The organism is Acetivibrio saccincola, from assembly GCF_002844395.1.
In the GTDB taxonomy this organism is placed as follows: Bacteria; Bacillota; Clostridia; order Acetivibrionales; family Acetivibrionaceae; genus Herbivorax; species Herbivorax saccincola.
Map to the genome: position 1 here is coordinate 2125575 of NZ_CP025197.1, position 24440 is coordinate 2150014.

At 34.9% G+C, this 24440-nt stretch carries 23 protein-coding genes and 2 tRNA genes; 6 read left to right on the forward strand and 19 right to left on the reverse strand.

Annotated features, from left to right (window positions below; genetic code table 11):
• Positions 1 to 24 precede the first annotated feature (24 nt).
• From HVS_RS09510 to proC, 6 genes are all read right to left on the reverse strand, one after another.
• Positions 25 to 1326 carry a pyrimidine-nucleoside phosphorylase gene (locus HVS_RS09510; RefSeq protein WP_101301665.1) on the reverse strand — a complete coding sequence of 434 codons (1302 nt, stop codon included), beginning with the start codon at positions 1324 to 1326 and terminating at the stop codon, positions 25 to 27.
• Between the two features lie 18 nt (positions 1327 to 1344).
• Positions 1345 to 2514, reverse strand: a complete 1170-nt coding sequence (locus HVS_RS09515; RefSeq protein ID WP_101304201.1) for a phosphopentomutase — start codon at positions 2512 to 2514, stop codon at positions 1345 to 1347.
• A 192-nt stretch (positions 2515 to 2706) separates the two neighbouring features.
• The gene (xerD, locus tag HVS_RS09520) at positions 2707 to 3591 is read right to left on the reverse strand and encodes a site-specific tyrosine recombinase XerD (protein ID WP_101301667.1); all 885 of its coding nucleotides are present in this window, start codon (positions 3589 to 3591) and stop codon (positions 2707 to 2709) included.
• A 310-nt stretch (positions 3592 to 3901) separates the two neighbouring features.
• Positions 3902 to 4531, reverse strand: a complete 630-nt coding sequence (gene spoIIM, locus HVS_RS09525) for a stage II sporulation protein M (protein ID WP_101301669.1) — start codon at positions 4529 to 4531, stop codon at positions 3902 to 3904.
• Positions 4532 to 4683: 152 nt separating this feature from the next.
• Positions 4684 to 5232: an NUDIX domain-containing protein gene (locus tag HVS_RS09530; RefSeq protein WP_101301671.1), complete on the reverse strand. Its 549-nt coding sequence runs from the start codon at positions 5230 to 5232 to the stop codon at positions 4684 to 4686.
• A 17-nt stretch (positions 5233 to 5249) separates the two neighbouring features.
• Positions 5250 to 6062, reverse strand: coding sequence for a pyrroline-5-carboxylate reductase (gene proC, locus HVS_RS09535; RefSeq protein ID WP_101301675.1), 813 nt, complete (start codon positions 6060 to 6062; stop codon positions 5250 to 5252).
• Positions 6063 to 6215: 153 nt separating this feature from the next.
• Here proC and HVS_RS09540 point away from each other — a divergent pair.
• A tRNA-Trp gene (locus HVS_RS09540) sits at positions 6216 to 6291 on the forward strand.
• Positions 6292 to 6329: 38 nt separating this feature from the next.
• On the opposite strand, the gene HVS_RS09545 is transcribed toward HVS_RS09540, so the two are convergent.
• From HVS_RS09545 to HVS_RS09560, 5 genes are read right to left on the reverse strand one after another with little or no spacing between them, the layout of a single operon-like run.
• Entirely contained in the window at positions 6330 to 7427 is a 1098-nt protein-coding gene (locus HVS_RS09545; RefSeq protein WP_101301677.1) for a GerAB/ArcD/ProY family transporter, read from the reverse strand.
• Positions 7428 to 7443: 16 nt separating this feature from the next.
• On the reverse strand, positions 7444 to 7617 hold the full coding sequence (locus HVS_RS16560) for a hypothetical protein (protein ID WP_159063439.1): 174 nt from the start codon (positions 7615 to 7617) through the stop codon (positions 7444 to 7446).
• Positions 7618 to 7629: 12 nt separating this feature from the next.
• Positions 7630 to 8916, reverse strand: a complete 1287-nt coding sequence (locus HVS_RS09550) for a Ger(x)C family spore germination protein (protein WP_101301679.1) — start codon at positions 8914 to 8916, stop codon at positions 7630 to 7632.
• Positions 8900 to 10012: a GerAB/ArcD/ProY family transporter gene (locus tag HVS_RS09555; RefSeq protein WP_101304203.1), complete on the reverse strand. Its 1113-nt coding sequence runs from the start codon at positions 10010 to 10012 to the stop codon at positions 8900 to 8902. The genes HVS_RS09550 and HVS_RS09555 overlap by 17 nt, the downstream gene beginning before the upstream one ends.
• Positions 10013 to 10046: 34 nt before the next feature.
• Positions 10047 to 11789, reverse strand: coding sequence for a spore germination protein (locus tag HVS_RS09560; RefSeq protein WP_101301681.1), 1743 nt, complete (start codon positions 11787 to 11789; stop codon positions 10047 to 10049).
• 175 nt (positions 11790 to 11964) lie between these two features.
• Here HVS_RS09560 and HVS_RS09565 point away from each other — a divergent pair.
• Both HVS_RS09565 and HVS_RS09570 read left to right on the forward strand, forming a co-directional pair.
• Positions 11965 to 12042: transfer RNA gene (locus tag HVS_RS09565), tRNA-Pro, on the forward strand.
• A gap of 206 nt (positions 12043 to 12248) precedes the next feature.
• Complete coding sequence (locus HVS_RS09570) at positions 12249 to 13052, forward strand: 3D domain-containing protein (RefSeq protein ID WP_101301685.1); 804 nt, start codon at positions 12249 to 12251, stop codon at positions 13050 to 13052.
• A 3-nt stretch (positions 13053 to 13055) separates the two neighbouring features.
• Here HVS_RS09570 and HVS_RS09575 read toward each other — a convergent pair whose 3' ends face one another.
• Both HVS_RS09575 and HVS_RS09580 read right to left on the reverse strand, forming a co-directional pair.
• Positions 13056 to 14105 carry a DUF1186 domain-containing protein gene (locus HVS_RS09575; RefSeq protein WP_101304205.1) on the reverse strand — a complete coding sequence of 350 codons (1050 nt, stop codon included), beginning with the start codon at positions 14103 to 14105 and terminating at the stop codon, positions 13056 to 13058.
• Positions 14106 to 14212: 107 nt separating this feature from the next.
• On the reverse strand, positions 14213 to 14761 hold the full coding sequence (locus HVS_RS09580) for a hypothetical protein (RefSeq protein WP_101301690.1): 549 nt from the start codon (positions 14759 to 14761) through the stop codon (positions 14213 to 14215).
• A 478-nt stretch (positions 14762 to 15239) separates the two neighbouring features.
• Between HVS_RS09580 and eam the strand changes: the two genes are divergently transcribed.
• Positions 15240 to 16493, forward strand: a complete 1254-nt coding sequence (gene eam, locus HVS_RS09585) for a glutamate 2,3-aminomutase (protein WP_101304207.1) — start codon at positions 15240 to 15242, stop codon at positions 16491 to 16493.
• Between the two features lie 109 nt (positions 16494 to 16602).
• Here eam and rnhA read toward each other — a convergent pair whose 3' ends face one another.
• From rnhA to HVS_RS09610, 5 genes are all read right to left on the reverse strand, one after another.
• The gene (gene rnhA / locus HVS_RS09590) at positions 16603 to 17121 is read right to left on the reverse strand and encodes a ribonuclease HI (RefSeq protein WP_101301694.1); all 519 of its coding nucleotides are present in this window, start codon (positions 17119 to 17121) and stop codon (positions 16603 to 16605) included.
• A 36-nt stretch (positions 17122 to 17157) separates the two neighbouring features.
• Complete coding sequence (locus tag HVS_RS09595) at positions 17158 to 17838, reverse strand: anaerobic ribonucleoside-triphosphate reductase activating protein (RefSeq protein WP_101301701.1); 681 nt, start codon at positions 17836 to 17838, stop codon at positions 17158 to 17160.
• Entirely contained in the window at positions 17835 to 19925 is a 2091-nt protein-coding gene (locus HVS_RS09600) for a ribonucleoside triphosphate reductase (RefSeq protein ID WP_101301704.1), read from the reverse strand. The genes HVS_RS09595 and HVS_RS09600 overlap by 4 nt, the downstream gene beginning before the upstream one ends.
• A gap of 157 nt (positions 19926 to 20082) precedes the next feature.
• Complete coding sequence (locus tag HVS_RS09605; protein WP_101301707.1) at positions 20083 to 22500, reverse strand: homocysteine S-methyltransferase family protein; 2418 nt, start codon at positions 22498 to 22500, stop codon at positions 20083 to 20085.
• Between the two features lies 1 nt (position 22501).
• On the reverse strand, positions 22502 to 23137 hold the full coding sequence (locus HVS_RS09610) for a vitamin B12 dependent-methionine synthase activation domain-containing protein (RefSeq protein WP_101301710.1): 636 nt from the start codon (positions 23135 to 23137) through the stop codon (positions 22502 to 22504).
• 201 nt (positions 23138 to 23338) lie between these two features.
• Between HVS_RS09610 and HVS_RS09615 the strand changes: the two genes are divergently transcribed.
• Positions 23339 to 23524 carry a spore coat protein gene (locus tag HVS_RS09615; RefSeq protein WP_101301712.1) on the forward strand — a complete coding sequence of 62 codons (186 nt, stop codon included), beginning with the start codon at positions 23339 to 23341 and terminating at the stop codon, positions 23522 to 23524.
• A gap of 12 nt (positions 23525 to 23536) precedes the next feature.
• Positions 23537 to 23782 (forward strand): spore coat protein, encoded by a 246-nt coding sequence (locus tag HVS_RS09620; protein WP_101301714.1) that lies wholly within the window; start codon positions 23537 to 23539, stop codon positions 23780 to 23782.
• Between the two features lie 138 nt (positions 23783 to 23920).
• Here HVS_RS09620 and HVS_RS09625 read toward each other — a convergent pair whose 3' ends face one another.
• Positions 23921 to 24388: a DivIVA domain-containing protein gene (locus tag HVS_RS09625; protein ID WP_101301716.1), complete on the reverse strand. Its 468-nt coding sequence runs from the start codon at positions 24386 to 24388 to the stop codon at positions 23921 to 23923.
• Positions 24389 to 24440: the final 52 nt, after the last annotated feature.

Below are 24440 nucleotides of genomic sequence, written 5' to 3' on the forward strand. Positions count from 1 at the left end.
GCTGAAAAAACTTAGGATATGCCATTAATTTATCTCTGCTAAAATCAAAGGTCTTTTTTTTACAGGGGATGGGGAAAAAATTATGCTGTTTTCTATAATTCTTTCCGCCTCTTTTATCCTTTCCATACTGCTACTATAAAGAGTGGCAATTAACTCACCTTTTTGTACCTTCATTCCCTTTTTCTTATTTAATACAATGCCAGCACTGTGGTCAATGCTGCTTTCTTTTGTCTCTCTTCCTGCACCAAGAACCATGGAAGCAGTTCCAAGGGCATTTGTATTCATCTCTTTTATATAGCCTGTATCCCTGCTTTTAAAGTGGTATTTAAAAGGCGCCTTTTTAAATAAATCATAGTCTTCTACCGCCTTTACATTTCCTCCCTGACGCTCTACCATTTCTTTAAATTTTGAAAGGGCTAGTCCTTCATCAACTGCCTTTCGTACCATTTTAATGCATTTATTCTTGTCTCCTAAGCCTGAAATTTCAAGCATTTTTGATGCCAACTCAAAGGACAGCTCCTTTAAATCATCAGGTCCCCTTCCCTTTAATACCTCTAATGCCTCAATAACCTCCAAAGAATTTCCTATTGCATTTCCAAGGGGTACATCCATATCAGTTACAACTGCAACGGTTTTTCTTCCCATATTCTTTCCTATTTTAACCATTAGTTCTGCTAAATTTACAGACTCCTCAACGGTTTTCATAAAAGCCCCGCTGCCTGTTTTTACATCCAGAACAATACCGTCAGCCCCGCTGGCAATTTTCTTGCTCATTATGCTGCTGGCAATTAAGGAAATGTTGTTGACAGTTGCAGTAACATCCCTTAAAGCATATAATTTTTTGTCTGCAGGGGCAAGATTTCCTGTCTGTCCAACAACGGCAACACCTATTTCTTTTACGTTTTTAATAAACTCTTCTTTTGAAATGTCTGTTTTAAAGCCTGGAATGGACTCTAGTTTGTCAATAGTCCCCCCGGTATGCCCAAGTCCCCTTCCTGACATTTTAGCCACTGGAACCCCGCAGGCAGCACAAAGGGGCGCTAAAATTAAGGTGGTCTTGTCACCAACTCCTCCTGTACTGTGCTTGTCCACTTTAAAGCCCTCTATCTCAGATAAATCAACAATATCCCCGGAATTTGCCATAGCCTCTGTCAAAAGGGATGTCTCTTTTTCATTCATTCCTTTCAAAAAAATAGCCATAAGAAGGGCTGAAACCTGATAATCAGGTATGTTTTCATTGCAGTACCCATTTATAAAAAAGTTTATTTCTTCTTTGGTAAGTTCCCCGCCGTCTCTTTTTTTTTCGATAATATCATACATTCTCATTGGCAAAACCTCCCTTGTTTAATGCAAAATTTCTTTCAAAAAACTTACGCCTCCAATATCTCCTTGAATTTCAAGGTATTCTGCCACTGTTTTCGCCACATCTGCAAAAGTGCTTCTGGTGCCAAGATTAACACCGCTTCTAATTTTTTTGCCATAAATAAGTAAAGGAACATATTCCCTTGTATGATCAGTGCCTTCAGTAACAGGGTCACATCCGTGGTCTGCCGTTATAATCAAAATATCATCTTCCTTTAATTCACCTATTATTTCAGGAATTCTTCCGTCAAAATCCTCTAATGCCTTTTTAAAACCTTCCACATCTTTCCTATGCCCGTATAACATGTCAAAGTCAATTAAATTTGTAAATACAATGCCTTCTAAATCACCTTTAATAAACTCAATTGTCTTATCAACTCCATCCATGTTGTCGTAAATGGATACAGAATCTGTAATTCCCCTGCTATTAAAGATATCCCGTATTTTTCCCACACCTATTACATCATAACCCTTTTCACAAGCATAGTCTAACAAGGTTTTCTTTACAGGGTCTAAAGAAAAGTCCTTTCTTCTTTTTGTCCTCACATAGTTTCCGCTGCTGCCTTCAAAAGGCCTTGCTATCACCCTGCCAACCCCGTGCTCGCCTTTTAGTATTTCCCTTGCTATACTGCACATTTCATAAAGCCTTTCAACGGGTATAACCCCCTCATGGGCAGCAATTTGAAATACACTGTCTGCCGATGTATATACAATGGGATAACCCGACTTTACATGCTCATCCCCTAACCTCTGTATAATTTCCGTCCCTGATGCAGGACAATTTCCCAAAACAGGGGAGTTTATCTTTTTTTCAAATTCACTTATTATTTCTTCCGGAAAACCTTTAGGATACACAGGAAAAGGTCTTTCCATTATTACACCTGCCAGTTCCCAATGGCCGGTGGTGGTATCTTTCCCCGGGGATTTTTCCGCCATTTTTCCAAAACACCCTGACGGGTTTTCTGAAGGTTCTCCCCCATAAATACCGTCTATATTCCAAAGTCCTATGTTTCTCATATTGGGTAAATTAAGATTTTTAACTGTTTTTGCAATATTTCCTATGGTATTGCTGCCCTCATCCTTGTATTTATAAGCATCCGGAAGTTCACCGATTCCTACACCGTCAAGTACAATTATAATTGCCCTTTTCATTTTCATCATTCCTTTCCTTATCTAAATAAAAACACTAAACATAAAGATGCTGAACCATATAGATAGACTTAAAAAAACTAAAGGTGACCTTAAAATCTTAAAAAAAAAGTAAGATATAAATATCTTACTCTTCAATTATATTATAAAACCTAATTTTTAACTATAATAATTTACAAAAATAAACTGCTTACATTATGCCCTTGGGTGGGTTTTCTTATACACTTCCTTTATCCTGTTTTTTGCTATCTGGGCATAAATTTGTGTTGATGATATATCAGAGTGCCCAAGCATTTCCTGAATGGATCTCAAATCCGCCCCGTTCTCTAGTAAATGTGCTGCAAAGGAATGTCTTAATGTATGCGGCGTTATATCTTTGTTGATTTTAGCCTGATTTTTATACTGCTTTATTATCTTCCAAAAACCCTGCCTCGTTAATCTTTTTCCATTTACATTGACAAATAACGCCTTTTCATCTTTTTTCTGTATAAGATACTTTCTGGACTTAGTCAAATACTCATTCAGTGCATTAATAGAAATTGAGCCAAGGGGCACCATTCTCTCTTTTGAACCTTTGGTACATCTTATAAAGCCCATATCAGTGTTGACATCATCAACATCTAAGCATATAAGCTCTGAAACCCTTATACCCGTTGCATAAAGAAGTTCTAACATGGCTTTGTCCCTGTAACCCTTTAAGTCATCACATTTTGGCTGTTCTAAAAGCAATTCAACTTCTTTTGTAGACAATATCTGTGGAAGTTTCTTCTCCACCTTTGGCGACTCAAGCTGTTCTGTAGGGTCCTGTTTAATTATATCGTTTTTTGTTAAACACTGACAAAAGGACCTTATAGAAGCCAAATTACGAGATATAGTTGATGTGGCCCTTCCCTTCTTTTGCAAATGCAAGAGATAGGCAATAACCGTAGTTTTATTGATGCTTGTTATGTTGTTTATTTTCATCTCTTTCAAGTATGTAATGAATTGCTCAATATCCCTTTTGTATGACTGCAGGGTATTTAAAGACAGTTTTTTATCATTTTCTAAAAAGTCTAAAAACTTAACAATTAACTCTTCCATCCTTCTACCTACTCCTTCTATTATAATATTTTTAATATTTATAAAAATTAAAATATTAAACAAGTTTTATATATAGTATTTAAGTAATATAATTTTGTTTTAAAAAATATATCTAATCCTCCATATTATATAAGAACTTCTACACATTATGCAACGTTTATCCTTTATATGTTAATTAGTTTGTAACTTTGTATAATTATTTTTACTTTTTTTTGTGCATTAATAACAATAAAGCAATGCATATTTCAATATAAATTGTTAACAAAATATTGCACATTGATACATTTATATTTATTTAAAAATATAAAAATTACGTAAATGTCATTCTTATAAATACAGGGATAATATATGATTCAACAAATATACCTAAAAATATTACAGTTGAAAAGGTTAAAGTAACAAAACAATATGCAAAAAAATTTATTTTTAAACTGTTTTTCTTCTCATCTTTATTTGATTTGTTTTTTATTATACTAAGGGAAAAATTTATCCCGTTTACTCCTAAGGCTATAAGGCACGGAATAATTATTAATTCTTTTGGTAAAATGGTTATAGCCGAAAAAAGTACGCCTCTTAGCCCTAAGTATTCAATAATAAAACCTGAAGTAAATCCTGTTATAAAACCCCTTACTCCTATTAATATGTAAATAAAGGGTATTCCGATAATGGTAACTCCCAAACCCCACAAAATAGCTATTTGCCGCATGTTTTCTATTAATGATAATCTCAGTATTTCATTTCCATCCACCTTTTGGTTTTCAAAAAGCTGAAAAAATCCATGTAAATAATTATTTAATTCTTTTTTTTGAACGGGGCTTAACCCGTTTACAGTAAATGCTCCTGCCGAAATTCCTGCAACAAAAGCTAAAAACAGAAAAAAGTATAAGTTTATGTTGCTTTTAATATGATTTACAATTACCTCACGTATTTTAGAAAACACTTTTATCCCCTCTTGTTACTTTTATGTTATTTATTTCTTGTATACCCTATAATAAATTCTATGCATTAAAAATAAAAAAAATTACAATATACCTTGGGTATATTGTAAACTTATAACTTATTATTTAAATATATTTAAAATTCCTTCACTTTCTATATTTTTATTTCACCCTTTACTATTTTTTCTGCTAAAAGAATTCCCACAACAGTTTTAGCATCAGGTATTTCATTATTCATAACCATTTCTACAAGTTTATTAATGTGTATTTTCTCTGTGGTAATAAATTCCCCTTCATCGGCACATGGCTCTCCTTCCACCAAATCCGTTGCTGCATATATGTATATCTTTTCGCTGGAATAGCCGGGGGCACAGTATAAGTCTATCAAATGCTTTATTTTCTTTGCTTCAAGTCCCGTTTCTTCTTTCAGCTCCCTTTTTGCACATTCTAAAGGCTCTTCCCCCTCATCCAGCTTCCCTGCGGGAATTTCTAATAATTCAGCCTCCACAGGCTTTCTATACTGCCTTACCAAATAAACTTCTCCTTTTTCATTTATAGGTACTACGGCGGCACCACCGCTATGCCTTACAATTTCCCTTGTAGCCTCTTTCCCGTCCGGTTGAGAAACTTTCAGTACATCCACCCCTATTATATTTCCGTCAAATACATTCTCTTTTGACACCGTTTTTTCTTCGTACTCCATTTAAAAGTCCCCCTTTTTTATCCTTTTCCAATTTTCCTGGCTTTCTTGGTGCATTCTTCCATAGCATCTATTATGGCATACCTGAATCCATGCTTTTCTAAAGTTTTTACTGCCTCTATAGTGGTACCTGCAGGGGAGCAAACCTGGTCTTTCAGCTCTCCCGGATGCTTCCCTGTTTCCAAAACCAGTTTTGCAGAACCTAAAACAGCCTGGGCAGCGAGTTTATAGGAAAGGTCTCTTGGAAGTCCTGACAAAACAGCCGCATCTGCCATCGCTTCAATGAACATAAATACATAAGCAGGGCTGCTTCCTGTAACCGCCGTTACCTCGTTCATAAGTTTTTCATCTAAAACTTCCACCTTTCCAAAACATTCAAATATTTTTTTTACTTTTGAAAACTCTTCTCCAGATAAAATATTCTCATCATAACACATAAGCGTCATCCCTTCACCCACTAAAGCAGGTGTATTTGGCATTGTACGGACTATCTTTTTATCATTTCCTATAATATCTTGATAAAATTTTATAGGAATGCCTACAGCAACAGAAACCAGTATTTTTTTATCATCAAAGGCATCTTTATTAGCTTCAAGTACATTTTTAACCATATTTGGTTTTACAGCCAGGATGATAATATCAGATTTTTCAATAACCCCTCCACTGTCATTTAGAATGGTAACACCTGTCTCTGATTTAAGATTTGACAGTTTCCCTTTGTCAATATCATAAACAAAAATATCTTCCTTTTTAATAAATTTAGAATTTACAATGCTTTTTATCATAGCACATCCCATATTTCCCGCACCTATAAAACCTACCTTTAAATCCATATAAACTCCTCCTTATTTCTTGTGCCAATATCTATATTATCACAAATTAAAACAAAATCCTTTTAAATTTTAAAAAATTTTATCCTTACCCATTGACATAGACAAATACCTGTTGTATACTAACAAGTGTCCTACAAGTTTAATATACACCGAAGGGGTATAGCTCAATTGGTAGAGTAGCGGTCTCCAAAACCGTTGGTTGCGGGTTCGATTCCTGCTGCCCCTGCCAAAAACCCCAAGGGTTTTTGCCCTTGGGGTTTTAGTTATTCAATGTCTTTTAACAGGTTTTTTTCTTTTTATATTTGCAAAAATGAGTAAGATTATAGTTAGCCCGAAGGAAATGGTCCAACTCCAGTTCCTATCGTATTTTGCTTCAAAACTAATTACATCCATAAGCCTTTCAGGAATTATACTGATGCTAAAACAGATAACACCTAAAGGGAATAAAAGAGGTCTGTAATATTTTAAATTAAATGTTTTTTTAAACACATGGGCAGAAAAGAAAAATACAGTGCTAAGGTGCATAAATCCAATTGTGGACCAGGTTATTATTAAAATCGATTCAAGTCTTTTAAAAAACCTCCCATAGTCAATTGTTCTTCCTAACTGATATGCAGGCAGCAATACTTCCCTGGCCACAGGATTCGGGTACATGCTTATAAAAATTAATGTGATACTTAAAAAAACCACTCCGGATATAAAAATTGAAATAAGTCCGCTTTTTTTAAAATTTTCATGGGTTTTCATAAAGGGAGCTATTAAAAATAAAAATAACACTTCAGAAAAACAAGATACTTTTGATGAACCTTTAACAAAAATTTCATAAGCCCCGTTGCCAAGCAAGGGAAAAATATTGTTTATATCTCCTAAAGGTGCCAGTGCAAATATAAATATTAAAAAGCTTACCACAGAGACAGGTACAAGTATTGCCATGAATCTTACGATGGACTCTATTCCTATATAAGCAGCAAAAAAAACTCCCACAAAAAAAAACAGCATTAAAAAACTTGGCGGTGTCGTTGGAAAACCCATACTTTTTATGAGTTCACCAAATAATCTTAATGAAGTAATCATCATGAATGTTAAATATACCCAAATTACTGTACCTGTTATAATTTTTACAGGTTTGCCCCCAAGGCTTTCCCCAATATCCAAGATATCTTTACCGGGAAAACCTTTATAAAGCTTATTTATTATCCAAAAACCAATTAATGCAAGGAAAGATATATATGCAGAAAGAATCCATCCGGCAACACCTGCACTTTCCATCATTACTCTGGGAAAACCCAATACAGCTTTGGTTGCAATCATCGTTATAAGAAGGCAGGTACCTTCCCATCTTCCAAAAACCATTTCATTGTTCATATGTTTTCAACCACCTTTAATATCTGAAAAACATAGTATATACAGGAATAATTAATGAGGCGATTGCCACAAAGTATATGACTATGGCACCAAGCCTGTTCTTTTTATCCCATGTCCATTTTCCATAGCTTATAGTTCTTATAAAAACCCACAGCAGTATGATAATTAGTATAATTCTGTCTAATGTCAAAATTAACCCTCCTTAGTCTGAATCTGGAAATGGTACCGTCCTTACTATAAGTCCGGATCTTCTTATTACTACATCCACGTTTACATTAAAAACAGAGTCTTTATACCTGGTAAGCCAATCAAAATTTTCCCACTCATCCCATGTAAGGAATTTGCTTTTCATCAATTGCCCGAACCCACTTACATCCACACCGTATTCTATAGTTTTTTTAAGATATCTCATTATTTCTTCTTCAAAAAACTCTGCTACTGCCTTTTCTAAAATTTTTAAATTTTCACCTTCTTCGTAGTTTATGCCGCTTTGTATAGACTGTATATTTCCTTCTAAAAAAATATCTATATTTATGTTAGGAACACCATCTACCATTTCAACTTTCTTTTTAGGTGCTCTTCCCTGTTCAATACCTAAAAGTACAAAATAGCCCTCCTTCATTGGATCCGGTAAAGTGGAAAAGCTGTATTTAAAATCACCTTTAACTAATAGGTGAGCCATAGTATCAGCTCCGTCTAATACACCTACCATTTTTGCACCGTCAAAAACAGCAAGTCCCATTATCTCTGCCTTTACATCACCCGTCTTAGGCATATCCCCTGCGATAAAATCACCCTCTAGGGGAACTTGCCTTCCCTTTTCCCTGTATGTGGACTTTTCATCACTTATTTCACTGGATTTTTCAAACCTACCTATGGAAGCTAATACGGCATATGCCTGACTGCTTGTGCTCTTTAGGTTGTTGTAAAATTTATAAAATCTGGTGTCTGCTGTAAACGCAGTATAATCAAATGCCCTTAACTTCATCTCATAGTACTTTGCGGGGTTGGTTTCTAAAGCAGGCTCTACAGCACGTATATATTCTTCTGCCGAACCTACTGCAACCACTACAAACATACTGGGCCTAAACTCCCTCCCCCTTGCAATGGCAGTAAGATACTTATCTATTCCTTCCTTTGCAAGTTCCTCTGAAAATATAATAACCTTTACGTGAGAAAGATTTATCTGCTTACTTATAAAAGTATTTGCCATATTAAGCCCTGAGAATATTGCAGGAACTTCTAATGTCACTATACTGGAAGTTTTGCCACCTCCCCCGGGAGCTTCTTCACCGCCTCCTCCGGCTATTGCAACAGGCAGTGCCAGCTGAAGGGTCATTTTGAGCAAATTATTATCCCCCTTATCAAATCCAATAGCCATAGGGTAAGCTAAGTCATCCACTTCTCTTGCATCAAAACATCCTGTCATTCCGGTTAATAAAGTTACTAAAATAACTATAATACCTACACTTTTAACTGTTCTTTTCATTTGGAACTGCCCCTTTCTTTTTTTTAATCAACAATGCAGCCATTAAAAGAATTATTGGCATACCAAAAGTAACTATCCAGGCATAAGCCCTGAAAATCTGGCTTTCCAACTGAAAAACCCTCATCATGCTTTCAGGTATTAAAGCAAATGTAAAAACCAGTACAGACACAGGTAAAATAAGGGGTGTATAATACTCTAGTCTGAAAGTCTTTTTAAAAACATATACTATAAAAAATAACAAAATGCTGAGGTAAATAAAGGCAGATGCAACCCATGCAAATACAAAAATAGATTCAATTCTTGTAAAAAACCTTCCCCAATCAATGGTCCTGGCCAATGTGTACATGGGCATGGTAAATTCAGTGGATGCAGGGTATGGGATTGAAAGTGTATAAATTAATGCACCTACGGTTAAGAAAAAACCTGATAAAAGTATGCTGTAAAACCCGGTTTTTCTAAAACAATCATAACTATTTAAAAAAGGCGGCAAAATAAAAAGTATGCTGATCCCTGAAAAAATTGATACATTTGGTATTCCTTTTATAAAAATATTATTTACACCACTACCCATAAGGGGAAATAAATTGGTTAAGTTAAAGTTGGGTATTATTCCTATTATTATAAGTATAAAAGCCGCTGCTACAATTGGAACAATAATAGCAGAAAACCTGGTGATTGGCTCTATTCCATAAAATGCAGCAGTTATCATTCCAATAAGAAAAAAAAGCATAACAAAACCTATGGGGGTTTTATCCAGTGTAATTATTTTAACTCTGTCGCTAAACTCCCTTAATACACTTGGAGCTATAAACATATAATCAATTATAATTATCAATCCAATTAAAATTCTTCCTATATTGCCTCCTACATATTCACCTATATCTATAATATCTTTTCCCTGAAAATTTTTGTACATTTTTGATATAATTGTAAAAAGGAGAAGTGAAAGAACCGTTAAATATACTATTAAAATCCACCCTGCCGTACCTGCTTTTTCTGCTACAAAACGCGGAAAACTTATAAACAGCTGAGTTGTCATTACAATTATTAAAAGTGATGTTGTTTCTACTTTCCCAAATACAATTTTACTTTCCACTATAATCCTCCACTTTCTTATATATTTGATGCCTTTAACGCTTCTTTTTTTCTCTCTCTGCCCATTCCCTTGAAATTTTAGGCTGTTTTCTTTGTTTCTGTACATTAAGATAATCCGGTCGATTTTCCTGTTTCCAAATGGGACTTCTTAAAAGCTTATCTGTAACCCCGTCACTTGTTCTAGGACCTAGTGGTGCCATAAAAGGCACACCAAAGGATTTTGAACTCACCAGTATTATCCCATGTACAAAAATGCCCAAAGTAATTCCTAAAAATCCTGTAAGTGCGGCCAATATAATGTATACAAACCTTAATATCCTGAATGAAAAAGCATGGGCAAAATTAGGTACTGCAAAAGACCCTATTCCTGTAACAGCAACTATAATTATAAGTATTGGGCTTACAATATTTGCAGCAACTGCAGCTTGACCTAAAATTAATGCACCGATAATACCAAGGGTAGGACCTATAGGACCTGGAATTCTAATACCCGCCTCTCTTATAAGTTCAAAGGCAAACTCCATTATAAGAATTTCCATAACAGAGGGAAAGGGTACTGCCTCCCTTGATGACTCAATAGCAATTAAAAGGTCTGTTGGAATCATTTCATGGTGAAAATTAGTTATTGCAACATAAAGACCGGGTAAAAGCAGGGACAGTATAACTGCAACAAATCTTACAATCCTGAAAAGGTTAGAATAGGGAAACCTTACATATGCATCTTCCGGTGAGTGAAGAAGGTCACTGTTGGTTATAGGCATTATAAGGGCAAAGGGACTTCCATGCATAAGAATAGCCAGCCTCCCCTGGGCAATCATATTTGCAGTTCTGTCAGGTCTCTCTGTTGACAACATTTGAGGCTGGGGTAAAAATGTACTGTCTTCTAAAAGCTGTTCTAGCTCTCCTGAATCAAAAATGAAATCTACATTTATATTATTAAGCCTTCTCCTGGCTTCTTCAACTAAGGACTCATTGGCAATATCCTTAATATACATAAGGGCACATGGAGTTTTACTTCTTCTGCCAACTTTAAAATTTTCAACCACCAGATTCTCATCCTTCAAAGTCTTTCTTACAAGGGCGGTATTTATTCTCAAACCCTCTGTAAATGCTTCCTGAGGACCTCTTATAACAATTTCTGTTATAGGTTTGTCCACCTGCCTCTGTACCCACCCCTTTACATCACATGCAAAGGCACAGTCTATTTCATCGATAAAAAGCCCTGCTCCCCCGAAGTTTACCTCCTCTATGACATCATTCATTTTTTTTGTCATTTTTACTTGGCTGTGAGAAATCAGGTGATTATTTATATACTGGGCCAAATCCTTTTCTTTTCCCTTCACTTCAACATTTGAAAGAAGCATAAGGGGTTTTAAAATGTGAGAATCCACTATATTTGAATCAACCATCCCGTCAAATAAAACTATAAATGCATCGAGATTCTTATCCTTTGCCACCACTTTAAATTCTCTTATTATAAGATCCCCGTTATCAGGATAGTTGTACGTTTTTTTTATATATTCCAAATTCTTATTTATATCCTTGCTTACTTCCTCTAATTCATCAGATTCATCTTCTTTTTTGCCTTTAGGTGAAAAAAAACTGCTTATTATTCCCCCTTTTTTACTATCGGTACTTCTAAGTTCTTCTTTTTCTTGCCTTGTTTCTTCTATAAGTTCTTCTTTTTCTTGCCTTGTCTCTTCTAAAATAAAGGCTTCTTTTTCTTCAGGTTCTTTAAATAAAAAAACATTTTGCAGGAATTTTTTTAAATTCGCCAAACACTCCACTCCTTTTTCCCGTCTTCACGGTTATTTTATGTATAACAGGTGCTTTTTTAGCAACTAATCATATTATGGATTTATCAGGACAGAAATATGCAAATTAAAATTTAATAAAAAAACACTTTTTCGTATTTACATATTTAAAAAAATGTGCTATAATTACTAATTGCATCGGGGTGTAGCTCAGTTTGGTATGAGTGCTTGCTTGGGGTGCAAGAGGTCGCTGGTTCAAATCCAGTCACTCCGACCACAGTGATAAAGCGTGTTACAGAGAATTTGTAACACGCTTTTTCCTTTCCGTTTGTACCTAGTTTGTACCTAATTTGCAACATTATAAATAAATATCAGTTAGACAATTCCTTAAAATTACTTTCTGGATTTTTTAATGAATAAAATTATAAAAATATGTTGATAATTAAAATAGGAAATTCAGACTATTTTAAGGAGGATAATAATATGTCAAATGATGAGGCATCATTAAGCGGGCCTCTAAGGCGTAGTAGAAAGCACCGGTTTTTTAAAAGGTTTTTGACGTATTTTTTGTTTGCAGCTGTAGGTATTCTTACGGTAATTAATTTAAGTATATACAGCTGGTATAGCGAAACTAAAAAAAATTATCAGGAAGCTTTTTTAAAGGCGGAGAATGCATCTTATGAAAACAGCAATTTAACAGCTGAAAATGAAGCTTTAAAAAATGACTACAATCTCTTAAAGAAAGAATACGAAAAAATTTTAAAGCAAAATGAAGAAATATCAGAACTTATACAAGAATTGAAAGATAAAAATGAGGAATTAGAAAAAATCAATAAGGAACTTGTTGAGGACAATATAGAACTTCAAAATTCTCTAAAAACCGCTGCCTCAATTGGCATTAAACCTCAAAGCTACACAAATTTTGAAGGAATAAGTACCAGAGGCAGTATAGAAAGAGGGGAGTATATAGGAAAATTCCTTGGCACTTTCTATACGCCAAGTGCAGCAGAATGCGGCAACAATAAAGGTATCACCAGATCAGGGCACCCTATAATACCAGGAATATCCGTTGCAATTGATGAAGAATACTGGCCCTTTGGAACAATCTTTTATATTAAAGGTTTGGGATATACAGTGGCTATGGACACCGGAAGCGCCATAAAGGGAAAATATAGGTTTGATTTTGCGGTATTTGATAAAGACTTTGCAAATAAAATGGGAAAATCCTATTGGGATGTTTACCTAGTTAAATTAGGAAATGGTAAAATAGAAGACATTTCCTTTTAAATATCACTTATTTTTTCTTCTCCTTAAGCAGCAGTTTTTGTACTTTTTACCACTTCCGCAAGAACACAGCTCATTTAGCTGTTCCTTGCTGCATTTAACAAAAGGTATGCTGATTAATTTATCACAATACTCTTCTTCAAATTCTTCCCCGCAGTCAAATCCGCCTTCCTCAATTTCTTCATCTTCTATATAATGCATTCCTTCATTTCTAAGCCATTCTTCATCCGGGAATTGTGAAAATTTATAAAATTCATCATCATAATAATCATTGGCATAATACTCATCATTATCATCATACTCATCATTTAAAATAAATCCGCCAATCCATTCTTCCAATGAAAGAACATCTTCTTTATCAATAAAAAAATATTTTTTTTCCTCTTTAAGCTCCCTTAATACTTCCCTGGAAGTCTTTTTTAAATTATTGTCTAATAAATCCCAATCCACCAAAAAACCATCTATTTTCCTATCCCTTATTGCCTGTTCAATATCGCCAATAAGTCCCTTAGGGTGAATTAACCCGCAGCAGTAAGGTAAAACTTCCCATATATAACTGTAGTCTTTTTCAAGCTTCCCATTCATAAGTTCTTTAAAATAAAAAACCAGTTCTTCTCTTTTTAATTCTTCTTCATTTAACAATACTAAAAGGGCTTCTAATGCTTCACATCTGATAAACTCATCAATCATGGAGTTTTCAATTATTCCTTTTAATGGATTTATATCCCCATCACACACCGATGCCAAAATGTTTTTCAGCTCCTCTGTCACTATATCCCCAAGCAGCCCGTAAACAACTTCATCCCTGAAGCTTAGAAGCTGTATAATCCCTTTATATGCCCTTTTTTCACGAAAATACGCCAGCAAGTAAATGGCTGGAAAGTGAATTAAGTATTTATTATCTTTATATAGTTTCTCTGCATTATTTACAGTGTACTCCAGTATATATAGAAGTTCCGGTATTGCTTCATCCTTGTGTTCTAAAGCATATTTTACTTGTTCAGAAGGATAGAGGTCATCAAACCTTTCATATCCTTTGAATATTTTTAGCTCCATAATACATCTCCTTTTATAACTTAAAACTCTATAAAATTGAAGGTGATTTTAAACACCTCTAAATATTTTACATTATACCATCTGTAATAACAATATAAATTTATTTTCTAAAGCTGTCTCTTATAAGTGTCTATTATGCTAACTGCATCTTTGTATATTTCATAGTTAAGTTTTGATTTCATTAATTTTACAAAAGATAAAAACCCCACCAGATATATATGAATTTTCATCTCCGTTTCACTGGTATATAAAATCAGCTCCAATGTTTTTTGGTTAAAAATTACTCTTTTTATATCCTTCCACATAATTTGTTTTTTTCTTCTCAGTATATTATAATAAGTTATTTTCTCTTCATCTGCCATAATACAGACATTAACCGATAATAAAAAAAGAATCCCCCCTAATATTAAAAATATCACAGGCAGTGCAATGGTCTTAATTTCTTCGCTAAATTCTCCGGTTTTTAAGCCTGAAATTATAATAATTGCCATAGAAACTAAAACAATAAAAAAGCCTGCCACACCATAAATTTTATTCATCTTTAAAACTATAGCACCATCTTTAACTGCTGCTTTTTTCTCGGTGCCTGACATTAAATATCTCACTAAAAACAAAGCCACCACAGCCATCATCATGACTATTTTTGCATAATTCATGAAAAATCCTCCATTTCCCAACCTTCAATTACAGACCAAAATTTTTTAAAACAATTTTATTATAATAATATAATACTTTAAAATCCAGCTTTTTAGCAAGTTTGACCAATAATTTTTTAAAAAAAGCAAGTCATATTATTACATTTTATGATATAATAGATTGTGTACAACAAAATACATTATAAAATATATTTTATTTGCAATGTAATCTTATTGTTATTGGGGATAAAACTTTTGTCTATATTCCAAAAGTAAACTTATTTAGCTTAAAGTTAATACAGGGTTTATATATAATTAACCTGTATTGTCTGCAAATAAAAACAGCATTTTGTATTTTAATTTATAAAAGATAATTTTAAAAAACAGGATAGTTTATATCTTTTGGCTTAAACATATTCTTTTTCTTTTTTATACCCATTAACATGAGATTATATTTGTTGTATAAAAATTTAGGGGTGAAAGGATGTTGATAATGGAAATGCAATGTAGAAGCAAAAGAGAATTTGCCTTAAAAAGGGCTGAGGAACTTAAAGAACGTATTAAAGACTATAATGATGTAAAAGACACAATACCTCGTGGAATGTCTCCTTTCCAGGAAGAAAAAATATTAGAAAAAAAGAAAAAAATCCTCTCTCTTTTAAATGCAACTGAAGAGGATTGGAACAACTGGAAATGGCAAATGAAAAACAGAATAAGCAATGTAGATTTACTTTCAAAAATCATCAAATTAAAGGACTCTGAAATTGAAGCTATTAAAAAAGTTGAAAAAAAATTCAGATGGGCAATATCTCCTTATTATGCCTCTTTAATAGATGACAACCCCCTTAACCCTGTAAAACTCCAATCAGTACCTTCCTACTGTGAATTAGACACTGCCAATGGGCTTTTTGACCCTATGGGGGAAGAATATACAAATCCTGCCGGATCTATAACAAGGAGATATCCGGACAGGTTAATTATAAACACCACCAATGTCTGCGCCATGTACTGCAGGCACTGCCAGAGGAGAAGAAATATCGGCACTTTAGATAAGCATACACCAAAAGAACTGCTTAAAGAATCAATAGAATACATTAAAAACAACCCTGAAATAAGGGATGTTCTGATAACAGGCGGTGACCCCCTTACACTGTCTGATTCTGCACTTGACAGGCTTTTAGAAGAAGTTTATTCAATACCTACAGTTGAATGCATAAGACTTGGGTCAAGAACATTAGTCACAATGCCTCAAAGAATTACAGATGATTTAATTAATATTTTGAAAAAATACCCCCCTATTTATCTTAATACTCATTTTAACCACCCGTTGGAAGTTACTAAAGAGGCAAAGGCAGCTTGTGATAAGCTTGCAGATAATGGAATTGTTTTAGGGAACCAAGCGGTTCTTTTAAATGGTGTAAACAACGACAAATACGTTATGCGCCTTTTAAATCACGAGCTTTTAAAATGCAGGGTACGCCCCTATTATATCTTCCATGCAAAACCTGTTGCCGGAACAACGCACTTTAACACTTCAATTGATGACGGCATTGAAATAATTGAATACTTACGGGGCTATACATCCGGTCTTGCAGTACCAACTTATATTTTGAATGCACCGGGTGGAAATGGTAAAACCCCAATTGCACCGGAGTATGTTATATCCAGAGGCAAAAATACTGTGAAAATCAGGACTTGGGAAGGAAAGGTACTTGAGCATCCAAATTATCCTACCAAGGATATAAAAATTTAATGGTTGGTGAAATTTAAAAGTTAAGGGAAACTTAAAAGTAAACATAGGATAAAGGGAATATGAGAAAAATTATGGGGAAGCTTTTTAAGAGAAATGCTTCCCCTGCCTATTATATATCCATTTTTATCTGTTCTTGTTCTTCCTCCTCTTCAGGTCTTACATCCTCCGGCAAATTTTTACCCTCTGCAGCTTTTGTGGCAAGCTCATCACATCTTTCATTTAAGTCAATGCCCGCATGTCCTTTCACCCATTCGAATTGCACATTGTGAGAGTCCATGGCATTAAGCAGCCTTTTCCACAAATCTATATTTTTTACCTTTGACTTTCTACTTGCACTTCTATGCCAGTCAAACTTTTTCCACTTGTCCACCCAGCCTAAGTTAATGGCATCAACAATATACTTAGAATCAGAGTATACCTTTACATTACAAGGCCTTTTTAATGCTTCCAATGCAACAATTACTGCCATTAACTCCATTCTGTTATTGGTTGTGTTTTTAAAACCTCCGGATAGTTCTTTTTTGTAGACTTTTCCATTTTTCTCATGTAACAAAACCGCCCCGTACCCGCCGGGACCATTGGGATTGTCCAGACAAGCCCCGTCTGTATAAATTGTAACTTCCTCCAAAAAAATCACCTCAAAATAATGTGCCTGGCTTTTAATTCAGGCACTAATTTCAATTCCCCTCATACCAATGTTTTTAACTGTTTTACTAATGCTTTTTATAGCATCAGTAAAAGGTGCAGGATTAAACCAGGCACCGTCAGGCATCCTGCACCTTTGAATTATATATGATTTGGCACCTTTTATTTCTTCAGATATATCCAGAATATCAGCTACACCAAGCCCCGGGGCAAGGGTAGTCCTGAATTCATAATCCACAGCACCCTCCATTAAAATAGCTATACTTTTTTTTATACAATTAATATCTGTCTTAACTTTGCAAAATTCCTCATACCTCTTAAGAGGAGCTTTTATGTCCATGGCCACATAGTCAACAAGTTTTTTGGATATAAGATTTTCAACTACTTCAGGATTAGTGCCATTGGTGTCAAGCTTTACCTTAAAACCCATTTTCCTTACATCCCTTGTAAAATCCTCAAGTCCGTTTTGCAGTGTAGGTTCACCGCCACTTATAACAACTGCATCTATAAATTTTTGCCTTTTTGAAAGAAAGTCCAAAACTTCCTCACAGCCAATGCCATCTTTAACCTCTTCATTGCTTATTAAAGGCTTGTTGTGGCAGTAAAAACAATTCATATTGCATCCCTGGGTAAAAACAACACAGGACAAATGACCGGGATAGTCTACAAATGAGTTTTTTTCTAAAGCTTTTATTTTCATGACACCTTCTCCTTAAGTATAAACTTTTTCCTTGTAAAATATTCCTCTTTTTTGCCTATGTTATAGTTTTTTACAGGTCTTAAATACCCGGTTACTCTGGACCACACTTCAGTTTCCTCATTGCATACAGGGCACTTAAACTGCTCTCCCTTTAAATATCCATGGTTTTTACAGATGCTGAATGTAGGTGTAATGGAGATATAAGGCATTTTGTAGTTTGTAAACACTTTTTTAATTAAATTTTTACATACCTCAATATCCTCTATGCTTTCCCCTAAATAAAGGTGCTGTACTGTCCCACCTGTATACAGTGACTGCAGTTCGTCCTGAAGCTCTATCACTTCAAAAATATCGTCAGTGTAATCTACAGGAAGCTGTGAAGAATTGGTATAGTATGGCACATCATACCCTGCAGTTATAATATCTGGATATCTTTCTTTATCAAGCTTTGCCAGCCTGTAGGAAGTACTCTCTGCCGGAGTTGCTTCAAGATTATAAAAATGCCCTGTTTCATTTTGAAAATCAATCAGAATATCCCTTAAGTAATTCATAATTTCCGTTGCAAACTCCAAGCCCTCTTTGGTACCTATGTCTTTACCCATGAAATTTAATAGCGCCTCATTCATACCAACTATTCCTATGGTGCTGAAATGATTGTACCAATACTCATTGGTTCTTTCCTTTATGTTTCTTAAAAAGTGGGTTGAATAAGGATAAAGACCTTTTTCTGACTGCTGCTCAATTATTTTTCTCTTTATTTCAAGAGATGTCTTGCCTATATTGGCGATTCTCCAAAGCCTTGCTTTAAACTCGCTTTTAGATTTGGAAAGATACCCAATTCTAGGTAAGTTTATTGTAAATACTCCTATAGAACCTGTCAGAGGATTGCTTCCAAAAAGACCTCCTCCTCTTTTGCGAAGTTCAGTTGTATCAAGGCGTAAACGGCAGCACATTGATACCGCATCTTCAGGTGACAAATCTGAATTTACATAGTTGGCAAAGTAAGGAATACCGTACTTACAGGTTATTTTCATAAACTCATCCACTACAGGATTATCCCAATCAAAATCCTTTGTTATATTTATAGTGGGTATTGGAAATGTAAACACCCTGCCTTTTGCATCCCCTTCAAGCATAACGCTGCAAAAAGCCTTGTTGAACATATCCATTTCCTCTTGAAAATCACCGTATGTTTCATCCATGTATTTGCCGCCTATTATCACAGGATGGTCTTTTAATGTGGAAGGCACTTTAATGTCAAATGTAAGGTTGGAAAAAGGGCACTGGAACCCTACCCTTGTAGGTACATTTATATTGAAAATAAATTCCTGGATACACTGCTTAACCTGCTCATATGTCATATTATCGTAACGTATAAAGGGAGCACAATATGTGTCAATACTTGACCAGGCCTGAGCCCCTGCCGTCTCCCCCTGGGTTGTAAAAGTGGAGTTTACTATTTGCCCCAAAAAAGACCTTAGATGCTTTGCCGGCTTACTTTCAACTTTGCCATATACGCCGCCAAAACCATCTAAAAGAAGCTGCCTTAAATCCCAGCCGGCACAATATGGACCAAAAAAACCCAAATCATGTATGTGGCATTCCCCGCTTTCATGGGCTTCCCTTACTTCTGCAGGATAAATTTCATGAAGCCAGTACTTTTTAGTAAAGCTTTCCCTGACGTAATTATTTAAACCGTTGATGCTCTTTTGAGTGTTTGCATTTTCCTGGATATACCAATCCCTGTCTCCAAGATAATTTGAAAACATTTCTATTGTGGCACCCACCAAAGCATTTAAATTGCGGGCACTTCTTCTTTTTTCCCTGTACAATATGTATGCTTTGGCTGTTTTGGCATGACCGTTTTCAATCAATACCTTTTCAACAATGTCCTGAATTTCTTCCACTTCAGGCTCCCTGTCCTTATAAATCTCCTCTGCCATTTTTACAACCTGCCTGCTTAAATTTTCCGCTAAAGAAAAATCATTTCCTCCACAGGCGTTGGCAGCTTTAAAAATCGCCCAGGTTATTTTTTCAGGCTGAAACTTCTCATATCTTCCATCTCTTTTTATTATTTTTGTAATCATTGAGGCATCTCCTTCTCTTGTATAATAGTTACCAGAAATGAATTTTAGAAAATTAATTATTCAAGACATCAAAAATAAAACACTATATCTTGATGTGGAAATTATACCACACACAACATATAGTGTCAAGAATAATTTTCATAGAAAATAAACTTTTTTAAAAAGCTGAAAGTTTTTCCGCAAGTTTTACTGCAGCATATGCATCTTCTGAATACCCGTCTGCCCCGATTTCTTTTGCATAATCAGAGTCTACAACAGCCCCGCCAATCATTATTTTTGCCTTTACCCCTTCTTTTTTAGCAAGTTTTACAACTTCCCTCATTTCCACCATGGTGGTTGTCATGAGGGCAGAAAGTCCTATAATGTGAGCATTTTCTCTTTTTGCTGTCTCAACTATCTTTTCACTCATTACATCCTTTCCCAAATCAATTACTTTAAAGCCGTAGTTTCTAAGCATAAGGCCCACAATGTTCTTTCCTATATCGTGTATATCCCCTTTAACCGTTGCAAGCACCACACATTTTTTATTTTCCTTTCTATCACCTTTTATAAGAAGGGGCTCTACAATACCAAATGCCTCCTTCATTGTCTGGGCACTTTGAATAAGCTGTGGAAGAAAATATTCTCTTTTATCGTATAAATCCCCCACTTTTGTTATTGCAGGAATTAAATAATCATCAACTATTTTTGAAGGCTCATTTCCTTCTTTTATTGCAGCATCAATAAGTTCTTTTATGTTTTCCCTGTCCCCTGTAAGCACAGCATTATATATTTTATCCAATGTACTTAAATGTGGTTTTTCTTCTGCTTTTTCTACAGCCTTTTCCTTTGTACTTTTTTTGCCGCCAAACTTTTCTATATACTTAGCACTGTTTTTGTCCTTTACCATAAGGACATCACAGGCCATTTTTATACTCATTAATATTTCACTTGAAGGATTTGCTATAGCCATTGTAAGACCTCTTCCTATTGCCATGGAAAGAAAGGCGGTATTAATCCAGTTTCTTTCCGGAAGTCCAAAGGATACATTGGAAAGACCTAAAATTGAACCTATGCCAAATTCATTTCTGCACCATTCTATTACCTTCAGCGTCTCTAAAGCAGCATTCTGGTCTGATGACACCGTCATAACAAGGCCGTCAACTATTATATCTTCTTTTTCAAAACAATATTCCAATGCCCTTTTATAAACATACTCAATTATCTTACATCTTTCTTGAGAAGCCTCAGGCACTCCTTCATCGTTTAAAGGAAGGAGAATAAACATAGCACCGTATTTGGCAGCTATGGGAAGCAGCTTTTCTATCTTTTTCTTTTCAGCGGAAATAGAGTTAATTATGGCCCTTCCGGGGTATACTCTAAGTGCCGCCTCTATAACCTCATAAGAAGAGGAGTCAATACAAAGGGGTGCTTCAACAATAGTTGAAAGAAACTGGAGGGTTTCAACCATGGTTTTCTTTTCATCTATTCCCGGCATACCCACATTTACATCAAGTATATCTGCACCCTTTTCAACCTGTTCAAATGCAAACCTTCTGATTTCGCTTTTCTTCCCCTCTTTAAGCTCTTCCTGAAGCTTCTTCTTTCCTGTGGGGTTTATCCTTTCCCCTACCACAATAACCGGTTCATCAAATCCTGAAAAAACCGTTTTTCTGGCTGATGTAACACAGCTTACTTTTTTAGGGCAAGGTGCCTTTGGTTTAAGGTTTTTAGCATTTTCTTTAATTTTTTCTATATATAGGGGTGATGTGCCGCAGCAGCCCCCTAAAAGGTTAACACCTGCTTCTACTAAATCTTTCACATATGATGAAAATTCCAATGCGTCCATGTCAAACTCCGTCTTTCCGTTTACAAGCCTTGGAAGACCGGCATTAGGCTTTGCCAAAAGGGGCACTTTTGCATATGCCTTCATTTCCTTTATAACTTCTATCATATCTTCAGGACCTGTTGAACAGTTGCATCCCACAACATCCGCCCCAAGGCTTTGAAGGGTTATAAGGGCGGTTATGGGGTCTGTTCCCGTTAAAGTTCTTTTGCTTTCATCAAATGTCATGCTGACACATACAGGCAAATTGCAGCTTTCCTTAACGGCTATAAGAGCCGCCCTTGCCTCCTGGATGTCAACCATTGTTTCAATTATAAATAAGTCCACTCCGCCATCTAAAAGCCCTTTTACCTGTTCTTTGTATATTTCAACGGCTTCTTCAAAGGGCATGTCCCCAAAGGGCTCTATAAACTGACCTGTTGCCGAAATATCCCCTGCAACATACGCACTGTCCCCTGCTGCCTCCTTTGAAATTTTAGCCAATTCCCTGTTTATTTCCACTACCTTGTCTTCTAATCCAAACTCAGCAAGTTTTAATCTGTTCCCGCCAAAGGTGCAGGTGTACACAACATTAGAACCTGCTTGTATGTAGCTTTTTTGAATATCCATTAAAATTTTAGGATTTTCCAGTGCCCACTTTTCGGGAGAAACCCCTAAAGGCATACCCCTTTTTTGAAGCTCAGTTCCTGTGGCACCGTCTAAAATAACTATATTGTTTTTGATAAAATCCCTAAATGACACTTTTCCCATATTACTCAATCCCCTCTATTCCTGCAATGGCTATAACAGATTTTTCCGGAACAAGCATGTAACTTTCCGTAAGCTCTATCCTAAGTTTTTTTAAATTTAAAATATCGTATATTATTTTTTGATTAGTAAGTAAAAGATCCCCGTATCCAGGGCTGTATCTTTTTTGGGTAAGTTTTTTACCCTCTCTTCTTATTTCTTTATTAATAAACTCCACCATAAAGTCAAGCCCGGCATCTACAATTTGAGATGCTAAAGAGTCAAGTATTAATGCAAAATCCCCGTTTTCATTTTTTATTTCCTGCTGTATTCTTTCTATTATGCTGCTTCCTGCCGTAGTTGCCATAAATACAACTTCTAAGCTGTTTTGTAAAAGCTTTGAAAGACTTTTACTTTCTAAAAATATATCATCAAAAATTCTTATTCCGTTTTCCTCATGGGATTTTATTTCATACCTTCCATAGACACCTTGGATATTACACAGTGTAAGGCCTTCCTCAATCATTGCATCTATTTTTTTTCTGTATTCTTCACTTATAACGGTGGTGGTTTTTCTGTACCCAAGCCTGGTAAGAACCATGCCAACATCAAGCCTTGAAGGTATATGCCCAAAATATTTAAGTTTTCCCCTTTCTTTCATCGGCCATAAACTCCCATAATTTTTTTAAGTATTATTATATTATATATTATATTTTTAAAAAATCAATGTACTTTATAGCTAATTTGTTCTATTTAGCATGGTATATTTACCTCCTTGTTGTTATATTTATTTAATCTGTTTGTATATTTTTATATGTTTTGACTAAAAATAAGTGTGAATAAAAAGAAAGGAGTGTTTTGTATGACACAATTAAATCAAATTGAACTGCAAAATTTAAGACATCTAATTGGTTCTCATGAAGTAGCTTACAAAAAATTATCTGAGTATGCTACTCAATGCCAGGATCCACAAATAAGACAGGTATTCCAACAATCTGCTCAGGATGCCCAAAATACCAAAAATCAATTAATGACGTTTTTAGGATAAGGAGGATTGAAAATGCAAGAAAAAGAAATGGTAAATGACCTATTAAATCAATTAAAAAGCAGTTTAACAACATACGCCCATGCAATATCTGAGTCTTCTAACCCACAGTTAAGACAAACTTTACAGCAAATTAGAAATAATTGTGAAACATTTCAGTATGACTTGTACAAGCTGGCAGAACAAAAAGGATTTTATCATGCGGCTCAAAAAGCTGAACCAAGTGAAATTATGCAAGTAAGATCCCAGTTTATGAACTAACAGTATATGAATTAATATAGTACAACTAATATAGTACAACTTACGGCCATGACTGTAAATTTAATTATCCGCATGTTTACAGTCATGGCTTATATTTTGTATACATCCTACGTGCAACAATACTATAACGGAATTATATCAACTGCCTGTTTCCTCATCTTCCACCATGGAGCGCAAAATTTCCTGTTGGGAAATTAAAAGTGCCTCAGCTTTACTTTTATAAGCACGGAACTTTTTCTTCATTTCTTCATACTCATGCCTGATTCTTAAAGCTTCCTGCTTTGCCTCATTTATTATTTCCTGGGCTTTAATTTCCGCTTCTTTGATTATATTTTCTGATTTTTGATAGCTGTTTTTCTCCATTTCTTCACTGGTTTTTTGAGCCACCATCAATGTTTTTTTTAATGAATCTTCAATATTTTTATAGTACTGCAAAGCTTCATTTAAAGCTGCTATTTTGTCTTTTAACTCAATATTTTCACGTATGTAATTTGTATAGTCTTCTATTATTTTATCTAATACGTCATTAACCATATCCTCATTATAGCCGCCAACTACACTTTTTTTAAAAACTAAATTCTGCAATTCTTCAGGGGTATAATTCATATAAAGCACCTCATTATATAAATTTCTTTTGTGAAATACATATCTTTCTTTA

Bases quoted from the DNA above. Each gene is read 5' to 3' on its own strand.
- HVS_RS09615 (WP_101301712.1), top strand. From the start codon at position 23,339: ATGACACAATTAAATCAAATTGAACTGCAAAATTTAAGACATCTAATT.
- HVS_RS09605 (WP_101301707.1), bottom strand. From the start codon at position 22,500: ATGGGAAAAGTGTCATTTAGGGATTTTATCAAAAACAATATAGTTATT.
- proC (WP_101301675.1), bottom strand. From the start codon at position 6,062: ATGGATTTAAAGGTAGGTTTTATAGGTGCGGGAAATATGGGATGTGCT.
- HVS_RS09545 (WP_101301677.1), bottom strand. From the start codon at position 7,427: ATGAACAATGAAATGGTTTTTGGAAGATGGGAAGGTACCTGCCTTCTT.
- HVS_RS09530 (WP_101301671.1), bottom strand. From the start codon at position 5,232: ATGGAGTACGAAGAAAAAACGGTGTCAAAAGAGAATGTATTTGACGGA.
- HVS_RS09575 (WP_101304205.1), bottom strand. From the start codon at position 14,105: ATGGAGCTAAAAATATTCAAAGGATATGAAAGGTTTGATGACCTCTAT.
- HVS_RS09620 (WP_101301714.1), top strand. From the start codon at position 23,537: ATGCAAGAAAAAGAAATGGTAAATGACCTATTAAATCAATTAAAAAGC.
- HVS_RS09600 (WP_101301704.1), bottom strand. From the start codon at position 19,925: ATGATTACAAAAATAATAAAAAGAGATGGAAGATATGAGAAGTTTCAG.
- HVS_RS09570 (WP_101301685.1), top strand. From the start codon at position 12,249: ATGTCAAATGATGAGGCATCATTAAGCGGGCCTCTAAGGCGTAGTAGA.
- HVS_RS09550 (WP_101301679.1), bottom strand. From the start codon at position 8,916: ATGAAAAGAACAGTTAAAAGTGTAGGTATTATAGTTATTTTAGTAACT.
- HVS_RS09625 (WP_101301716.1), bottom strand. From the start codon at position 24,388: ATGAATTATACCCCTGAAGAATTGCAGAATTTAGTTTTTAAAAAAAGT.
- HVS_RS09610 (WP_101301710.1), bottom strand. From the start codon at position 23,137: ATGAAAGAAAGGGGAAAACTTAAATATTTTGGGCATATACCTTCAAGG.
- HVS_RS09580 (WP_101301690.1), bottom strand. From the start codon at position 14,761: ATGAATTATGCAAAAATAGTCATGATGATGGCTGTGGTGGCTTTGTTT.
- HVS_RS09595 (WP_101301701.1), bottom strand. From the start codon at position 17,838: ATGAAAATAAAAGCTTTAGAAAAAAACTCATTTGTAGACTATCCCGGT.
- HVS_RS09510 (WP_101301665.1), bottom strand. From the start codon at position 1,326: ATGAGAATGTATGATATTATCGAAAAAAAAAGAGACGGCGGGGAACTT.
- eam (WP_101304207.1), top strand. From the start codon at position 15,240: ATGCAATGTAGAAGCAAAAGAGAATTTGCCTTAAAAAGGGCTGAGGAA.
- xerD (WP_101301667.1), bottom strand. From the start codon at position 3,591: ATGGAAGAGTTAATTGTTAAGTTTTTAGACTTTTTAGAAAATGATAAA.
- HVS_RS09515 (WP_101304201.1), bottom strand. From the start codon at position 2,514: ATGAAAAGGGCAATTATAATTGTACTTGACGGTGTAGGAATCGGTGAA.